Raw genomic sequence first — 15,543 nt, forward strand, 5'->3', positions numbered from 1 at the left:
CGAGGTCGACCTCATCGTCAACACCCCCTACGGCACCGGCGGCCGCCTGGACGGCTACGAGATCCGCACCGCCGCCGTCGCCCGCGGCGTCCCCTGCCTGACCACCGTCCAGGCACTCGCCGCGGCCGTCCAGGGCATCGACGCGCTCAACCACGGCGGCGTCGGCGTCCGCTCCCTCCAGGAGCACGCCGAGCACCTCGTCGCGGCCCGCGACTAGCAGCCCGTACGGAGAAGGGGGACACCGGCCACAGCGCGGTGTCCCCCTCTTCATGACCGAACAAGGGATATTTCGGACGATGTACAAGCTGTTCTTCCACCTGGTCTTCAAGCGGATGGACCCCGAGAAGGCCCACTACCTGGCCTTCCGCTGGATCCGCCTGGCCGCCCGCGTCCCGGTGCTCCGCACCTTCGTCGCCGCCGCCCTCGCCCCCCGGTACGAGGAGCTGCGCACCGAGGCCCTCGGCCTGCGCATGCACGGCCCCTTCGGCCTCGCCGCCGGCTTCGACAAGAACGCCGTCGCCATCGACGGCATGGCCATGCTCGGCTTCGACCACGTCGAGATCGGCACCGTCACCGGGGAGGCCCAGCCCGGCAACCCCAAGAAGCGCCTCTTCCGGCTGGTCCCGGACCGCGCCCTGATCAACCGCATGGGCTTCAACAACGAGGGCTCCGCCGCCGTCGCCGCCCGCCTCCACGCGCGCGTACCGGTGTTCAGGACGGTCGTGGGCGTCAACATCGGCAAGACCAAGGTCGTCCCCGAGGCCGAGGCCGCCGCCGACTACGTGAAGTCCACCGAGCGCCTCGCCGCGCACGCCGACTACCTCGTCGTCAACGTCTCCTCCCCGAACACCCCGGGCCTGCGCAACCTCCAGGCCACCGAGTCCCTGCGGCCCCTCCTGACGGCCGTACGGGAGGCCGCCGACCGCACGGTCACCGACCGCCGGGTCCCGCTCCTGGTCAAGATCGCCCCCGACCTGGCCGACGAGGACGTGGACGCGGTCGCCGACCTCGCCCTGGAGCTCGGCCTCGACGGCATCATCGCCACCAACACCACCATCGCCCGCGAGGGCCTCGGCCTGAAGTCCGCCCCCGAGCTGACCAAGGAGACCGGCGGGCTGTCCGGCCGCCCGGTCAAGCAGCGCTCCCTGGAGGTCCTGCGCCGCCTCCACGCGCGCGTGGGCGACCGCCTGGTCCTCGTCGGCGTCGGCGGCGTCGAGAACGCCGAGGACGCCTGGCGGCGCATCCTCGCCGGCGCCACCCTCGTCCAGGGCTACAGCGCCTTCGTCTACGAGGGCCCGTTCTACGCCAGGGCGATCCACAAGGGCCTCGCCGCGCGCCTCGCGGCCTCCCCGTACGCCACCCTCGCCGAGGCCGTCGGCGCCGACAACCGAAAGGCCACCCCGTGACGCTCTCCTTCGGATCCCGTCTGCGCGCCGCCATGGACGAGCGCGGCCCGCTCTGCGTCGGCATCGACCCGCACGCCGCCCTGCTCGACTCCTGGGGCCTCACCGACGACATCGCCGGTCTGGAGCGCTTCACCTTCACCGTCGTCGAGGCCCTCGCCGGCACCGTGGCCGTCTTCAAGCCCCAGTCCGCCTTCTTCGAGCGCTTCGGCTCGCGCGGCGTCGCCGTCCTGGAGCGCGCCGTCTCCGACCTGCGCGCGGCGGGCGGCCTGGTCGTCATGGACGCCAAGCGCGGGGACATCGGCTCCACCATGGCGGCCTACGCCGAGGCCTTCCTGCGCAAGGACTCCCCGCTCTTCTCCGACGCGCTCACGGTCTCCCCGTACCTCGGCTACGGCTCCCTGAAGCCGGCCGTCGACCTGGCCCGGGAGTCCGGCGCCGGCCTCTTCGTCCTGGCCCTCACCTCCAACCCGGAGGGCAGCGAGGTCCAGCGGGCCGTCCGCACCGACGAACCGGCCGGAAGGACGGTCGGCGCCACGATGCTCGCCCACCTGGCCGAGGAGAACGCGGGGGAGACCCCGATGGGCTCCTTCGGCGCGGTCGTCGGCGCCACCCTCGGCGACCTCTCCTCCTTCGACCTGGACGTCAACGGCCCGCTCCTCGCCCCCGGCATCGGCGCCCAGGGCGCGACCCCCGCCGACCTCCCCGCCGTCTTCGGCGCGGCGGTCCGCAACGTCGTCCCGAACGTCAGCCGGGGGGTCCTGCGGCACGGTCCGGACGCCACCGCCCTGCGGGACTCGGCGCTCCGGTACGCGGACGAGATCCGCGCGGCCGTCGGCGCCTGATCCCCGGCGGGACCAATCCGCAGGTCGGAGCGGATCGGGCCCGGTTCGGCGGCCCGCCCCGGCCGGTCGTCTCACCACTTGACGAAAACTTGGCCCAAAACCCGGTCCTTATGTCGGGAAAGTCCTGGTCGGTCGATGCTGACCAGGACTTTTCCGCTGTTCTCGCTGACTGGAGCGGCCTCGGCCGCTAGTCTCCGGGGCAGAGCAGGCGTTCAGCGGCCACTCCGTTGATCGTTGCTCCACTGGTGCGGGGCGACTAGGTTCCTCACCGGTCCGTATCCGACAGATCGACATCCGAGGTGACGTAGGCGTGGCTCTTCCGCCCCTTACCCCTGAACAGCGCGCAGCCGCGCTCGAGAAGGCCGCCGCGGCTCGCCGGGAGCGGGCCGAGGTCAAGAATCGACTCAAGCACTCCGGCGCATCCCTCCACGACGTCATCAAGACCGGGCAGGAGAACGACGTCATCGGCAAGATGAAGGTCTCCGCGCTCCTTGAGTCGCTGCCGGGCGTGGGCAAGGTCCGCGCCAAGCAGATCATGGAGCGGCTCGGCATCTCCGAGAGCCGCCGGGTGCGCGGTCTCGGCTCCAACCAGATCGCCTCCCTGGAGCGGGAGTTCGGTTCCACCGGCGTCTGACCTTTCGGGACATTCCCGGCATGAGGCGTCCTCCCTGCGCAAGCAGGGGTGAACCACTGGAATAATCGCTGCATGGCAGCAGAGGTACGTCCGCGGCTGACCGTGCTCTCCGGCCCCTCCGGGGTCGGCAAGAGCACGGTCGTCGCGCATATGCGCAAGGTCCACCCCGAGGTCTGGCTCTCGGTGTCGGCGACGACACGGAAGCCCCGCCCCGGCGAGAAGCACGGCGTCCACTACTTCTTCGTGACGGACGACGAGTTCGACAAGCTGATCGCCAACGGCGAGCTCCTCGAATGGGCCGAGTTCGCGGGCAACCGCTACGGCACCCCGCGCGCCGCGGTCCTCGACCGACTGGACGCCGGCGAGCCCGTCCTCCTGGAGATCGACCTCCAGGGCGCCCGCCAGGTGAAGGACTCCATGCCGGAGTCCCAGCTGGTCTTCCTGGCCCCGCCGAGCTGGGAGGAGCTGGTCCGCCGCCTCACCGGCCGCGGCACCGAGTCCCCCGAGGTCATCGAGCGCCGTCTCGACGCCGCGAAGGTCGAGCTGGCCGCCGAGTCCGAGTTCGACACCACCCTCGTCAACACCTCCGTCGAGGACGTGGCGCGCGAGCTGCTAACGTTGATGCTGCTGTCTTCTGGGGAATGACCCCCGGGCCACATCCCAGGCCGCACAGTGTGTCTGATCTTTTTTCCATCTTCGGAAGGTAGAGCGTGTCCTCTTCCATCACCGCGCCCGAGGGCATCATCAACCCGCCGATCGACGAGCTGCTCGAGGCCACCGACTCGAAGTACAGCCTCGTGATCTACGCGGCCAAGCGCGCGCGTCAGATCAACGCGTACTACTCCCAGCTCGGCGAGGGCCTGCTGGAGTACGTGGGTCCGCTCGTCGACACCCACGTGCACGAGAAGCCGCTCTCGATCGCCCTGCGCGAGATCAACGCGGGTCTGCTGACGTCCGAGGCCATCGAGGGCCCGGCGCAGTAGGCGCGCAGCGCTTGTAACGCTTGTCACCACAGGCCCGGCGGAACATCCGCCGGGCCTGTGGTGTCTCATGGAGTCGTACGCATCCGAGTGCGCGTCCGAGTGCGGGGAGTCGTGGAAGTCGTGGCAAAGCCGAAGGTCGTTCTGGGCGTCACCGGCGGCATCGCCGCCTACAAGGCGTGCGAGCTGCTCCGCCGGCTCACCGAGTCGGGCCACGACGTCCGGGTCGTGCCCACCGACTCCGCACTGCACTTCGTCGGCGAGGCCACCTGGTCCGCGCTCTCCGGCAACCCCGTCTCGACCGAGGTGTGGGAGTCCGTCCACGAGGTGCCGCACGTGCGGATCGGCCAGGCCGCCGACCTCGTCGTGGTCGCCCCCGCCACCGCCGACATGCTCGCCAAGGCCGCCCACGGCCTCGCCGACGACCTGCTCACCAACACGCTGCTCACCGCGCGCTGTCCCGTCGTCTTCGCCCCCGCCATGCACACCGAGATGTGGGAGCACCCGGCGACCCGGGAGAACGTGGCGACCCTGCGCCGCCGCGGCGCCGTCGTCATCGAGCCCGCCGTCGGCCGCCTCACCGGCGTCGACACCGGCAAGGGCCGGCTGCCCGACCCCGGCGAGATCTTCGAGGTCTGCCGCCGCGTCCTCGCCCGGGGCGCCACCGCCCCCGACCTCGCCGGCCGCCACGTCGTGGTCAGCGCGGGCGGCACCCGCGAACCCCTCGACCCCGTCCGCTACCTGGGCAACCGCTCCTCCGGCAAGCAGGGCTACGCCCTCGCCCGGGCCGCCGCCGCCCGGGGCGCCCGGGTCACCCTCGTCGAGGCCAACACCGGCCTCCCCGACCCGGCCGGCGTCGACGTCGTCCACGTCGGCACCGCCGTCCAGCTCCGCGAGGCCGTCCTCAAGGCCGCCGCCGACGCCGACGCGGTGGTCATGGCCGCCGCCGTCGCCGACTTCCGCCCCGCCGTCTACGCCCCCGGCAAGATCAAGAAGAAGGGCGACGACGGCGCCCCCGTCGTCGAACTCGTCCGCAACCCCGACGTCCTCGCCGAGCTCTCCGCCGACCGGGCCCTGCCCGGCCAGGTGGTCGTCGGCTTCGCCGCCGAGACCGACGACGTCCTCGCCAACGGACGCGAGAAGCTCGCCCGCAAGGGCTGCGACCTCCTCGTCGTCAACGAGGTGGGCGAGCGCAAGACCTTCGGCTCCGAGGAGAACGAGGCCGTGGTGCTCGCGGCGGACGGCGCCGAGACCCCCGTCCCGTACGGACCGAAGGAAGCGCTCGCCGAGACGGTCTGGGACCTCGTCCTGCCCCGGCTGCGTCCCACCGGCTGAGATGACCGGGTCCGGTCAGCCCGGCGCGCCGTCACCCGGGCGGAGGAGCGAAACACCGCCCGGCGAGTGATTCGCGTCCCACCGGGACGGCCGCCCCGCCCTTGTCGGCGGCCGGTTCCGGCCGCTCAGGGGCATTCGCCAGGCGAGACACCTGGTCCATTGTCCGAGCACGACCGATAGACTGTTCGTGGAACGTCGCGGGGCGCAGCCCCCTGCCGGTCCGAGCCACGAGTAGCCAGCAGCCGCTGCAACCCCAGGGAGCGTTGTGTCCCGTCGTCTGTTCACCTCGGAGTCCGTCACCGAGGGGCACCCCGACAAGATCGCTGACCAGATCAGCGACACCATCCTCGACGCACTGCTGCGCGAGGACCCCACCTCTCGCGTCGCCGTCGAGACGCTGATCACCACCGGCCTGGTGCACGTCGCCGGCGAGGTGACCACCAAGGCGTGGGCGGACATCCCGACCCTCGTCCGGAACAAGATCCTCGAGATCGGTTACGACTCCTCGAAGAAGGGCTTCGACGGCGCCTCCTGCGGCGTGTCGGTGTCCATCGGATCCCAGTCCCCGGACATCGCCCAGGGCGTCGACACCGCGTACGAGAAGCGGGTCGAGGGCGACGAGGACGAGCTCGACAAGCAGGGCGCCGGCGACCAGGGCCTGATGTTCGGCTACGCGTCGGACGAGACCCCCGAGCTGATGCCGCTGCCGATCCACCTCGCGCACCGGCTCTCGCGCCGCCTCACCGAGGTCCGCAAGAACGGCACCATCCCGTACCTGCGCCCCGACGGCAAGACCCAGGTCACCATCGAGTACGACGGCGACAAGGCCGTCCGCCTCGACACGGTCGTGGTCTCCTCCCAGCACGCCTCCGACATCGACCTGGAGTCGCTGCTCGCGCCCGACATCCGCGAGTTCGTCGTCGAGCACGTGCTCAAGCAGCTCGTCGAGGACGGCATCAAGCTCGACACCGAGGGCTACCGCCTCCTGGTGAACCCGACCGGCCGCTTCGAGATCGGCGGCCCGATGGGCGACGCCGGCCTCACCGGCCGCAAGATCATCATCGACACGTACGGCGGCATGGCCCGCCACGGCGGCGGCGCCTTCTCCGGCAAGGACCCGTCGAAGGTCGACCGCTCGGCCGCCTACGCCATGCGCTGGGTCGCCAAGAACGTCGTCGCCGCGGGCCTCGCCGCGCGCTGCGAGGTCCAGGTCGCCTACGCGATCGGCAAGGCCGAGCCCGTCGGCCTCTTCGTCGAGACCTTCGGGACCAACGCGGTCGACGTCGAGAAGATCGAGAACGCCATCGCCGAGGTCTTCGACCTCCGCCCGGCCGCGATCATCCGCGACCTCGACCTGCTCCGCCCGATCTACTCCCAGACCGCCGCCTACGGCCACTTCGGCCGCGAGCTGCCGGACTTCACCTGGGAGCGCACCGACCGCGTCGACGCCCTCAAGCAGGCCGCCGGGCTGTAGTCCCCGCACGTGCGCGACCGAAGCCCGGCGTCCCCCGAGGGGCGCCGGGCTTCGCTCCGTCCGGACTGTCGGTGGCGTCTGGTAGGTATGGGGCCGTGAGCAGCGAGAACGAGAAGCCCTCCGAGGAACCCGAGCAGCTCGCGCTCATTCGGGAGACCGTGCGGAAGGCGAAGGTGCCGCGGGCCAAGCCGCGGACGTGGCGGGGGGCCGCGCTCGCCAAAGAGCTGCCCGTCGCCCGGGTCGTCGTGAACAAGGGGGTGCTCCACCTCGACCAGTTCTTCGACTACGCGGTCCCCGAGGAGCTGGACGAGGCCGCCCGGCCCGGGGTGCGGGTGCGGGTGCGGTTCGGGGCCGGGGCGCACCAGGTCAAGAACGGGCGCCGGGAGGGCGGACGGCTGATCGACGGCTTCCTCGTCGAGCGCCGGGCCACCTCCGACTACTCCGGACCCCTGGCCGCCCTCGCCGACGTCGTCTCGCCCGAACCGGTCCTCGGACCCGAGCTGCTCGGCCTCGCCCGCGCCGTCGCCGACCGCTACGCGGGCAGCCTCGCCGACGTGCTCCAGCTCGCCGTGCCGCCGCGCAGCGCCGCCGCCGAGCGCCGCCCCTCCCCGGAGCCGCTGCCGCCGCCGGACGCCCCGGAGCCGGGGAGCTGGACGCGGTACGACCAGGGGCCCGCCTTCCTGGACGCCCTCGCGCACGGCGGGGCGCCCCGGGCCGTGTGGAACGCGCTGCCGGGGCCGCACTGGGCCGAGGAGATCGCCCGCGCCGTCGCCGCGACCCTCGCCTCCGGGCGCGGCGCCCTCGTCCTCGTCCCCGACGGGCGGGCCGCCGACCGGGTCGACACGGCGCTCACCACCGTCCTGGGGGAGGGGCGGCACGTCCTGCTCACCGCCGAGGCGGGCCCCGAGAAGCGCTACGCGCGCTGGCTCGCCGTGCGGCGCGGGGCGGTGCGGGCCGTCGTCGGCACCCGGGCGGCGATGTTCGCCCCCGTACGGGACCTGGGCCTGGTCGTCGTCTGGGACGACGGCGACGGCAGCCACAGCGAACCGCACGCCCCCCAGCCCCACGCCCGCGAGGTGCTCCTGCTGCGCGCCGCCCACGACCGGTGCGCCTTCCTCCTGGGCAGCACCAGCTGCACCGTCGAGGCCGCCCAGCTCGTCGAGTCCGGCTGGGCCCGGGCACTGACCGCCGGACGCGAGCTGGTCCGCGCGGCCGCGCCCCTGATCCGCACCGTCGGCGACGGCGAACTCGCCCGGGACGAGGCCGCGCGCGCCGCCCGGCTGCCCTCGCTCGCCTGGCAGGCCGTACGGGAGGGGCTGAAGACCGGTCCGGTGCTCGTCCAGGTGCCCCGCCGGGGGTACGTGCCGAGGCTGGCCTGCGAGCGCTGCCGGGCGCCCGCCCGCTGCCGGCACTGCGCCGGGCCCCTGGAGGCCCCCGAGCAGCGGGAGCTGCGCTGCGGCTGGTGCGGGCGCGGCGCCCCCGACTGGCACTGCGTGGAGTGCGGCGCGAACCGGCTGCGCGCCCAGGTGGTCGGCGCGCGGCGGACCGCCGAGGAACTGGGCCGGGCCTTCCCCGCGGTGCCGGTCCGCACCTCGGGCCGTGACCACGTCCTGGACACCGTGCCCGGGCGCCCCGCGCTCGTCGTCTCCACCCCCGGCGCCGAGCCCGTCGCCGAGGGCGGCTACGCGGCCGCGCTGCTCCTCGACGGCTGGGCCATGCTCGGCCGGCCCGACCTGCGCGCGGGCGAGGAGGCGCTGCGCCGCTGGATCGACGCGGCCTCCCTGGTGCGGGGGCAGCCCGAGGGCGGCACGGTCGTCGTGGTGGCCGAGCCGACGCTGCGGCCGGTGCAGGCGCTCGTCCGCTGGGACCCGGTCGGGCACGCCCGGCGCGAGCTGGCCGAGCGCGCCGAGCTGGGCTTCCCGCCGGTCTCCCGGATGGCCGCGGTGACCGGCCCGCCGGAGGCCGTCGAGGACTTCCTGACGGCGGCCGCGCTGCCCCCCGACGCCGAGGTCCTCGGCCCGGTGCCGCTGCCCGTGGTGCGCCCCGGCGGCGCCCGCCGGCCCGGCGACCCCCCGCCGGGCGAGCAGTGGGACCGGGCCCTGGTCCGGGTCCCGCCCGGCAGCGGCGCGGCCCTGGCGGCCGCCCTCAAGCAGGCCAGGGCCTCCCGCCTCGCACGCGGCGGCGGGGACCCGGTGCGCGTCCGCGTGGACCCGCCGGACATCGGCTGACGCCGAGGTCCTCCCTCACGGGTCCCCGTACGGACAGGGCGTCGGGGTCCTTCCTCAGGGGCCCGTACGGACGCGAGACGGCCGCCCGTCCCACGAGGGGCGGGCGGCCGTGGTGTCTCGTGCGTCAGACGTTCCGGGGCGCGGGGAAGGCCGACGGACGGGGGTCCTCGCGGAGGGCGGAGCTGCCCGAGGACGGCTGCGGCGGCATCGAGCGGGCGGCGGGGACCGAGGGGACGGGACGGATCACGCCCGGCTCCACCCCGTGCTCCTGCTCCACGGCGGGGTTCTGCCGGGGGGACGCCCGGCGGGCCCCGTAACGGCGGTGGACGGCCTGCTTGGTGACCCCGAGCGCGGAACCCACCGCGTCCCACGAGAAACCGAGCGAGCGGTCGAAGTCGACCGCGGCGGTCACCAGGGTCTCGATGCTGTCCCGCAGCTCCTGGGCGAGGCGTACGGTCGGGGCGGGCGCGCGCCCGTAGACGACGAAGCCCGTCGACGGGCCGGAGCGGCGAGGGCGGTAGACGTTGCCCAGCTGGGCCGTGAGCGTGCGCAGCGCGTCCACCTGCCGCCGGACCCGCTCGATGTCCCGCACGAGCAGGTGCAGACTCGCCCGGGCTTGGGCGTCGTGGGTTGCGTGGTCGGCCATGTGAAAGCCTCTCGAACCGGCGTATGAGGGAGCGGGTCGCGAGGGGGAGCGGCGACCCGGTGAGGTCAATCTCTCTTGACCAACGCGCCACCGGGAGTTGGGTCACGCTGCGGGGGCGTACACGCATATGCGCGGAGCGCCCGCCCCTCCGTACGCCCCCTTTCCCGCCCGGCGCCGCACGCCGGGCGGGACCCGCCGGGCACCGCCTAGACTGGTGCGCTGCCCCAACGCCCCCGGAGAGACAGGCAGTCGCCACCCATGAAGCTCGTCTTCGCAGGCACCCCCGAGGTCGCCGTTCCCGCCCTGGACGCCCTGATCGCCTCCGGGCGGCACGAGGTGGCCGCCGTGGTCACCCGGCCCGACGCCCCGGCGGGACGCGGCCGGCGGCTCGTCGCCAGCCCGGTGGCCCAGCGAGCGGAGGAGGCGGGGATCGAGGTCCTCAAGCCGGCCAGGCCCCGCGACGAGGACTTCCTCGCCCGGCTGCGGGAGATCGCGCCGGACTGCTGCCCGGTCGTCGCCTACGGCGCCCTGCTGCCCAAGGTCGCCCTCGACGTCCCGGCCCGGGGCTGGGTCAACCTGCACTTCTCGCTGCTGCCCGCGTGGCGCGGGGCGGCGCCCGTGCAGCACGCGCTGATGGCCGGCGACCAGGTGACGGGCGCCTCCACCTTCCTGATCGAGGAGGGCCTGGACTCCGGCCCCGTCTACGGCGTCGTCACCGAGGACGTCCGCCCGACCGACACCAGCGGCGACCTGCTCACCCGGCTCGCCTTCGCCGGCGCCGGACTGCTCGCCGCGACCATGGACGGCATCGAGGACGGCACGCTCCGGGCCGTCCCGCAGCCCGTCGAGGGCGTCACCCTCGCCCCGAAGATCCAGGTCGAGGACGCCCACGTCGACTTCGCGGCCCCCGCGCTCCGGGTGGACCGCGTGGTGCGCGGCTGCACCCCGGCCCCCGGCGCCTGGACCGCCTTCCGCGGCGAGCGCCTCAAGCTGATCCAGGTCACGCCCCTCCCGGACCGCACCGACCTGGCCCCGGGCGAGCTCGCGGTCGGCAAGAACAACGTGTACGCGGGCACCGGCTCGTACGCCGTCGAACTCCTCTGGGTCCAGCCCCAGGGCAAGAAGCCGATGAAGGCCGCCGACTGGGCCCGCGGGGTGCGGATCACTCCGGGGGAGCGGCTGGGCGCGTGACCCCGGCCGTGCTCCAGGGCGCCGGCTCTCCGTCGCAGGGCCCGGGGTCTCCCCACCGGTTCCAGAGCGTGTGCCGCCAGTCGTCGGCGCCGGGGCCGGGCCGGGTCACCGGCGGCACCGGGCCCGGGGCGGTCTCGATCAGGTGCAGCAGCGACCAGGCGACGCCGTAGCAGTCGTCCGGGCCGAAGCAGGCCGCGAGAGCCCGTGCCTCGTCGGGGGTGACGGGCGCGGAGACGGCTTCGAGCTGTTCGACCCGCCGGTCGATCTCCTCCTCGTCGGCCTCCTGGTCGGGGAGGGGGCCGTCGGCGGTGAACGCCTTCACTTCGGGTCTCATCCGCGCATGATCGCCGCCTCGGGGAGTCCCGGGCAAGCGGTCGCGCGACGGATCGCGCGGCGGCCCGCACCGGGCCGCGGGCCCGCACCGCTCCGGGCCCGCACCCGCGGAGGGACTACGCTGGGAGCGTTCGACCTCGTCATTTCGTCACGCGGAGCACCTTTGAGCGAGCAGGCACGTCGCCGTCCCCCCAAGCCCTACCGGAAGCCCAAGAAGGATCCCGTCCGGATGCTCGCCTTCGAGGCGCTGAGGGCGGTCGACGAGCGGGACGCCTACGCGAACCTGGTGCTGCCGCCCCTGCTGAAGAAGGCCCGCGAGGGCGGGGACTTCGACGGGCGGGACGCGGCCCTCGCGACCGAGCTGGTCTACGGGACGCTGCGCCGCCAGGGCACGTACGACGCGATCATCGCCGCCTGCACCGACCGCCCGCTGCGCGAGGTCGACCCGCCCGTGCTCGACGTGCTCGCGCTCGGCGCGCACCAGCTGCTCGGGACCCGGATCCCCACCCACGCCGCCGTCTCCGCCAGCGTCGAGCTGGCGCGGGTGGTGCTCGGCGACGGGCGGGCCAAGTTCGTGAACGCCGTGCTGCGGAAGATCTCCCGGCAGGACCTGGACGCCTGGGTGGCGCAGGTCGCCCCGCCGTACGACGACGACCCCGAGGACCACCTCGCCGTCGTCCACTCGCACCCCCGCTGGGTCGTCTCGGCGCTCTGGGACTCCCTCGGCGGCGGCCGCGCCGGGATCGAGGACCTCCTGGAGGCGGACAACGAACGCCCCGAGGTCACCCTCGTCGCCCGCCCCGGCCGCTCCACCACCGAGGAGCTCGCCGCGGCCACCGAGACCCTGCCGGGCCGCTGGTCCCCGTACGCCCTGCGGATGGCGGAGGGCGGCGAGCCCGGCGCCATCGAGGCGGTCAAGGAGGGCAGGGCCGGCGTCCAGGACGAGGGCAGCCAGCTGGTCGCCCTCGCCCTCGCGAACGCGCCCGTCGAAGGACCCGACGCCCGCTGGCTCGACGGCTGCGCGGGCCCCGGCGGCAAGGCCGCGCTCCTCGCCGCCCTCGCCTCCGAGCGGGGCGCCGCCCTGCTCGCCTCCGAGAAGCAGCCGCACCGCGCCCGCCTGGTCGAGCGCGCCCTCGCCGGCAACCCCGGCCCGTACCAGGTGATCGCCGCCGACGGCACCCGCCCGCCGTGGCGCCCCGGCTCCTTCGACCGGGTCCTGGTGGACGTGCCCTGCTCGGGCCTCGGCGCCCTGCGCCGCCGTCCCGAGGCCCGCTGGCGCCGCCGCCCCGACGACCTGGACGGCTTCGCCCCGCTCCAGCGCGCGCTGCTCACCGAGGCGCTGCGCGCGGTGCGCGTCGGCGGCGTCGTCGGGTACGCGACCTGCTCGCCGCACCTGGCCGAGACCCGGGTCGTCGTCGACGACGTCCTGAAGAAGACCGGCGGCGCCGAGCTGATCGACGCCCGTCCGCTGCTGCCCGGCGTCCCCGCGCTCGGCGAAGGACCGGACGTCCAGCTGTGGCCGCATCTGCACGGTACGGACGCCATGTACCTGGCGCTGCTGCGCCGGACCGCCTGACCCCGGGGCGCCCTACCCTTCGATCACCTGACCGCAATCTCCCGGTCTGTACAGGTCCCGGGCTCGTCGTTTCGTACCGAACCTGGTCCGGACCTGAATCGAAACCGCCCAGCGGCAAAGAAGTGCCCAAGAACGTGGGAGGCTTGGCGCATGGCGCAGATCAACCCCAGCATCCTGTCCGCGGACTTCGCCCGGCTCGCCGAGGAGGCCCGGGCGGTCGAGGGAGCCGACTGGCTGCACGTCGACGTGATGGACAACCACTTCGTGCCCAATCTGACGCTGGGCGTGCCGATCGTGGAGTCCCTCGCCCGCGCGACGGACACCCCGCTCGACTGCCACCTGATGATCGAGGACCCCGACCGCTGGGCCCCGCGGTACGTGGAGGCCGGCGCCGGTTCGGTGACCTTCCACGTCGAGGCCGCCGCCGCCCCCGTGCGGCTCGCGCGGGAGATCCGGGCCAAGGGCGCCCGCGCCTCGATGGCGCTCAAGCCGGCCACGCCCATCGAGCCGTACGAGGACCTGCTCCCCGAACTCGACATGCTGCTGATCATGACCGTCGAGCCCGGCTTCGGCGGCCAGGCCTTCCTCGACATCATGCTGCCCAAGATCCGCCGCACCCGTGAGCTGATCTCCAAGCACGGCCTGGAGCTGTGGCTCCAGGTCGACGGCGGGGTCGCGGAGTCCACGATCGAGCGGTGCGCCGAGGCCGGCGCCGACGTCTTCGTCGCGGGCTCGGCGGTGTACGGAGCGGCCGACCCGGCCGCCGCCGTCGCCTCGCTGCGGGCCCGCGCCGAGACCGCGACGGCCTCCGCCGCGTGGGCGTGTGGCCACTGAGCCTCCGGCGGATGAACGCGGCCCGTCGGGCCGCCGACAGGACTGATCAAGGCACGTCGTTTCTGACAGGATGAACGGCGAGCAGGAGTGTGAACGACCTCGGCACGTGAACGGCGTGACGCGGGCAAGCGGTACGTGAACGGCAGTGAGGAGATCGCGGTGGCGGGTATGTCGGCGGGACGGTCAGCCCTGCGGATGGGCCCCGCGGAACTGGTGCAGGCGGCGGCCATGGCCCGCCGCTTCTACCTGGAGGGCAAGTCCAAGATCCAGATCGCCGAGGAGTTCGGCGTGAGCCGCTTCAAGGTGGCCCGGGTCCTGGAGACCGCCCTGGAGCGCGATCTCGTACGGATCGAGATCCGCGTGCCGGCCGAGCTGGACGCCGAGCGCTCCGACGCCCTCCGCGCCCGCTACGGGCTCCGCCACGCCGTCGTCGTCGAGTCCCCGGCGGAGGGCGAGGACGAGTCGCCCGACCCGGAGAACCTCGGCGAGGTCGCCGCCGACCTGCTCGGCGAGCTGGTCGCCGAGGGCGACGTCCTCGGCCTGGCCTGGGGCCGCTCCACCATCCACATGGCGGCCGCGCTCGACCGGCTGCCGCCCTGCACGGTCGTCCAGCTCACCGGCGTGTACGACGCCGGGACCGCCGAGCGCGGCTCCGTCGAGGCCGTCCGCCGGGCCGCCCAGGTCTCCGGCGGCGAGGCCCACCCGATCTACGCCCCCATGCTGCTGCCCGACCCGGCGACGGCCGCCGCCCTGCGCAACCAGACCGGCATCGCGCGCGCCTTCGAGTACTTCGACAAGGTGACCGTCGCCTGCGTCTCCATCGGCTCCTGGGAGCCGGGCATCTCCACCGTCCACGACATGCTCTCCGACGAGGAGCGCGCCCACTACGCCTCGCTCGGCGTCGCCGCCGAGATGTCCGCGCACCTCTTCGACTCCGAGGGGCGCCGGGTCGGCCGCGACCTGGGCGAGCGCTGCATCACCGTCGAGGCGGACCGGCTGCGCCGGATCCCCGAGGTCGTCGCCATCGCCGGCGGCCAGCGCAAGGCGGCGGCGATCGGCGCGGTGCTCCGCTCCGGGCTCGTCACCAGCCTGGTGACCGACCGCGCCGCGGCGGACTACCTGCTCACCGAGTCCAGCCCGGGCACGCACCCGGCGCTCGACCGGACGGACCCCGACGGCAGCTGAACCGCCGGTGTTCCCGGGGGCCGGAGCCGTTCCGCGACGCTATGTTCGGGACATGCTGCTCCGGCCCCCGCGCGTGCTCCTCGCGCTCGTCCTCTCCGTCCTCCTGGGCGGGTTCCTCGCCGGCTGTTCCCCGGCGGCCGGCGGAGGCGCGCGGACCGCCGCCCCGACCCGTACGCCCGCCACCGCCGCGCCCACCGGCGCCTCCGGCCTGCCCGTCGTACGGGCCGCCGACCTGCCGCCCGAGGCGCGCGGGACGCTCGACCTCATCGCGCGCGGCGGGCCCTACCCGTACGCCAAGGACGGCACCGTCTTCTCCGACTTCGAGAAGGCCCTGCCCCGCGAGGAGCGCGGCTACTACCGCGAGTACACCGTGAAGACCCCCGGCGAACGCGACCGGGGGGCGCGCCGCCTCGTCGTCGGGCGCGGCGGCGAGACGTACTACACCGACGACCACTACGAGACCTTCCGGGAGGTGGTCGCGGATGAGGCCTGACGGCCCCGTCGTCCTCGACCTGACCGGAGTCGCGGACAAGGCCGCCCTCATGGACCGGTGCGCCGACGTCCTCGCGCTGCCCGACTGGTTCGGCCGCAACTGGGACGCCCTGGCCGACTGCCTCACCGACCTGCCCCGGCCGGTCGTCCTCGTCGTCACCGGCTGGCGGGGGTACGCCGAGGCCCGGCCGCGCGAGTGGCGGACCGCCCAGGACGTCTTCGCCGCGGCGGCCGACGAGAGCCCCGCCCGCCTCTCCGTCCTCCTCTCCCTGGGAAAAACGTTCGGAGGATCCTCCGAACCACCTGCGGCAAGCCTCGGATGATCGGCCCGGGACTGGTATGCGTACACCCGTGGGACAATGAACTACGTGCTTTTTCCCCTGGCTG

Annotated in this window: 17 protein-coding genes; 15 read left to right on the forward strand and 2 right to left on the reverse strand. The window is 74.0% G+C overall.

Annotation, left to right across the window (positions count from 1 at the left end; translation table 11 throughout):
* The 9 genes from ADL08_RS16840 to ADL08_RS16880 all read left to right on the forward strand — a co-directional run.
* Positions 1 to 217 (forward strand): hypothetical protein (locus ADL08_RS16840; RefSeq protein WP_159043087.1); only part of this gene is annotated, 217 nt, incomplete at its 5' end.
* A gap of 79 nt (positions 218 to 296) precedes the next feature.
* Positions 297 to 1,406: a quinone-dependent dihydroorotate dehydrogenase gene (locus ADL08_RS16845; protein ID WP_053643710.1), complete on the forward strand. Its 1,110-nt coding sequence runs from the start codon at positions 297 to 299 to the stop codon at positions 1,404 to 1,406.
* Positions 1,403 to 2,248, forward strand: a complete 846-nt coding sequence (gene pyrF / locus ADL08_RS16850; RefSeq protein ID WP_053643712.1) for an orotidine-5'-phosphate decarboxylase — start codon at positions 1,403 to 1,405, stop codon at positions 2,246 to 2,248. Before ADL08_RS16845 ends, pyrF begins: the two co-directional genes overlap by 4 nt.
* Positions 2,249 to 2,558: 310 nt before the next feature.
* Positions 2,559 to 2,882: an integration host factor gene (locus tag ADL08_RS16855; protein WP_053643714.1), complete on the forward strand. Its 324-nt coding sequence runs from the start codon at positions 2,559 to 2,561 to the stop codon at positions 2,880 to 2,882.
* 72 nt (positions 2,883 to 2,954) lie between these two features.
* Positions 2,955 to 3,527, forward strand: coding sequence for a guanylate kinase (gene gmk / locus ADL08_RS16860; protein ID WP_053643717.1), 573 nt, complete (start codon positions 2,955 to 2,957; stop codon positions 3,525 to 3,527).
* Between the two features lie 65 nt (positions 3,528 to 3,592).
* The gene (rpoZ, locus tag ADL08_RS16865) at positions 3,593 to 3,865 is read left to right on the forward strand and encodes a DNA-directed RNA polymerase subunit omega (protein ID WP_005319902.1); all 273 of its coding nucleotides are present in this window, start codon (positions 3,593 to 3,595) and stop codon (positions 3,863 to 3,865) included.
* Positions 3,866 to 3,985: 120 nt separating this feature from the next.
* Positions 3,986 to 5,197: a bifunctional phosphopantothenoylcysteine decarboxylase/phosphopantothenate--cysteine ligase CoaBC gene (coaBC, locus tag ADL08_RS16870; RefSeq protein WP_053643719.1), complete on the forward strand. Its 1,212-nt coding sequence runs from the start codon at positions 3,986 to 3,988 to the stop codon at positions 5,195 to 5,197.
* Between the two features lie 265 nt (positions 5,198 to 5,462).
* On the forward strand, positions 5,463 to 6,671 hold the full coding sequence (gene metK, locus ADL08_RS16875) for a methionine adenosyltransferase (protein WP_053643720.1): 1,209 nt from the start codon (positions 5,463 to 5,465) through the stop codon (positions 6,669 to 6,671).
* 95 nt (positions 6,672 to 6,766) lie between these two features.
* A complete protein-coding gene (locus tag ADL08_RS16880) occupies positions 6,767 to 8,899 on the forward strand; it encodes a primosomal protein N' (protein ID WP_053643722.1) in 2,133 nt (710 codons plus the stop codon).
* Positions 8,900 to 9,023: 124 nt separating this feature from the next.
* Here ADL08_RS16880 and ADL08_RS16885 read toward each other — a convergent pair whose 3' ends face one another.
* Positions 9,024 to 9,545 carry a hypothetical protein gene (locus ADL08_RS16885; RefSeq protein WP_053643724.1) on the reverse strand — a complete coding sequence of 174 codons (522 nt, stop codon included), beginning with the start codon at positions 9,543 to 9,545 and terminating at the stop codon, positions 9,024 to 9,026.
* A 258-nt stretch (positions 9,546 to 9,803) separates the two neighbouring features.
* Between ADL08_RS16885 and fmt the strand changes: the two genes are divergently transcribed.
* Complete coding sequence (gene fmt, locus ADL08_RS16890; protein WP_053643726.1) at positions 9,804 to 10,736, forward strand: methionyl-tRNA formyltransferase; 933 nt, start codon at positions 9,804 to 9,806, stop codon at positions 10,734 to 10,736.
* On the opposite strand, the gene ADL08_RS16895 is transcribed toward fmt, so the two are convergent.
* Positions 10,708 to 11,070, reverse strand: coding sequence for a hypothetical protein (locus ADL08_RS16895; RefSeq protein WP_053643728.1), 363 nt, complete (start codon positions 11,068 to 11,070; stop codon positions 10,708 to 10,710). The two genes, fmt and ADL08_RS16895, sit on opposite strands and share 29 nt — an antisense overlap.
* Positions 11,071 to 11,232: 162 nt before the next feature.
* Between ADL08_RS16895 and ADL08_RS16900 the strand changes: the two genes are divergently transcribed.
* From ADL08_RS16900 to ADL08_RS16920, 5 genes are all read left to right on the forward strand, one after another.
* Positions 11,233 to 12,645, forward strand: a complete 1,413-nt coding sequence (locus ADL08_RS16900; RefSeq protein ID WP_053643730.1) for an RsmB/NOP family class I SAM-dependent RNA methyltransferase — start codon at positions 11,233 to 11,235, stop codon at positions 12,643 to 12,645.
* 150 nt (positions 12,646 to 12,795) lie between these two features.
* A complete protein-coding gene (rpe, locus tag ADL08_RS16905) occupies positions 12,796 to 13,479 on the forward strand; it encodes a ribulose-phosphate 3-epimerase (RefSeq protein ID WP_053643732.1) in 684 nt (227 codons plus the stop codon).
* A gap of 168 nt (positions 13,480 to 13,647) precedes the next feature.
* Entirely contained in the window at positions 13,648 to 14,664 is a 1,017-nt protein-coding gene (locus ADL08_RS16910; protein ID WP_053643734.1) for a sugar-binding transcriptional regulator, read from the forward strand.
* A 52-nt stretch (positions 14,665 to 14,716) separates the two neighbouring features.
* On the forward strand, positions 14,717 to 15,157 hold the full coding sequence (locus ADL08_RS16915; RefSeq protein WP_053643736.1) for a ribonuclease domain-containing protein: 441 nt from the start codon (positions 14,717 to 14,719) through the stop codon (positions 15,155 to 15,157).
* On the forward strand, positions 15,147 to 15,479 hold the full coding sequence (locus ADL08_RS16920; RefSeq protein WP_053643738.1) for a barstar family protein: 333 nt from the start codon (positions 15,147 to 15,149) through the stop codon (positions 15,477 to 15,479). The genes ADL08_RS16915 and ADL08_RS16920 overlap by 11 nt, the downstream gene beginning before the upstream one ends.
* The last annotated feature ends 64 nt before the right edge of the window (positions 15,480 to 15,543 follow it).

Origin of the sequence: Streptomyces sp. NRRL F-6492 (genome assembly GCF_001280125.1) — a bacterium.
In the GTDB taxonomy this organism is placed as follows: Bacteria; Actinomycetota; Actinomycetes; order Streptomycetales; family Streptomycetaceae; genus Streptomyces.

Coding starts and splice junctions, on each gene's coding strand:
- ADL08_RS16845 (WP_053643710.1), top strand. CDS start 297: ATGTACAAGCTGTTCTTCCACCTGGTCTTCAAGCGGATGGACCCCGAG.
- gmk (WP_053643717.1), top strand. CDS start 2,955: ATGGCAGCAGAGGTACGTCCGCGGCTGACCGTGCTCTCCGGCCCCTCC.
- ADL08_RS16885 (WP_053643724.1), bottom strand. CDS start 9,545: ATGGCCGACCACGCAACCCACGACGCCCAAGCCCGGGCGAGTCTGCAC.
- fmt (WP_053643726.1), top strand. CDS start 9,804: ATGAAGCTCGTCTTCGCAGGCACCCCCGAGGTCGCCGTTCCCGCCCTG.
- ADL08_RS16895 (WP_053643728.1), bottom strand. CDS start 11,070: ATGAGACCCGAAGTGAAGGCGTTCACCGCCGACGGCCCCCTCCCCGAC.
- rpe (WP_053643732.1), top strand. CDS start 12,796: ATGGCGCAGATCAACCCCAGCATCCTGTCCGCGGACTTCGCCCGGCTC.
- ADL08_RS16910 (WP_053643734.1), top strand. CDS start 13,648: ATGTCGGCGGGACGGTCAGCCCTGCGGATGGGCCCCGCGGAACTGGTG.
- ADL08_RS16915 (WP_053643736.1), top strand. CDS start 14,717: ATGCTGCTCCGGCCCCCGCGCGTGCTCCTCGCGCTCGTCCTCTCCGTC.
- ADL08_RS16920 (WP_053643738.1), top strand. CDS start 15,147: ATGAGGCCTGACGGCCCCGTCGTCCTCGACCTGACCGGAGTCGCGGAC.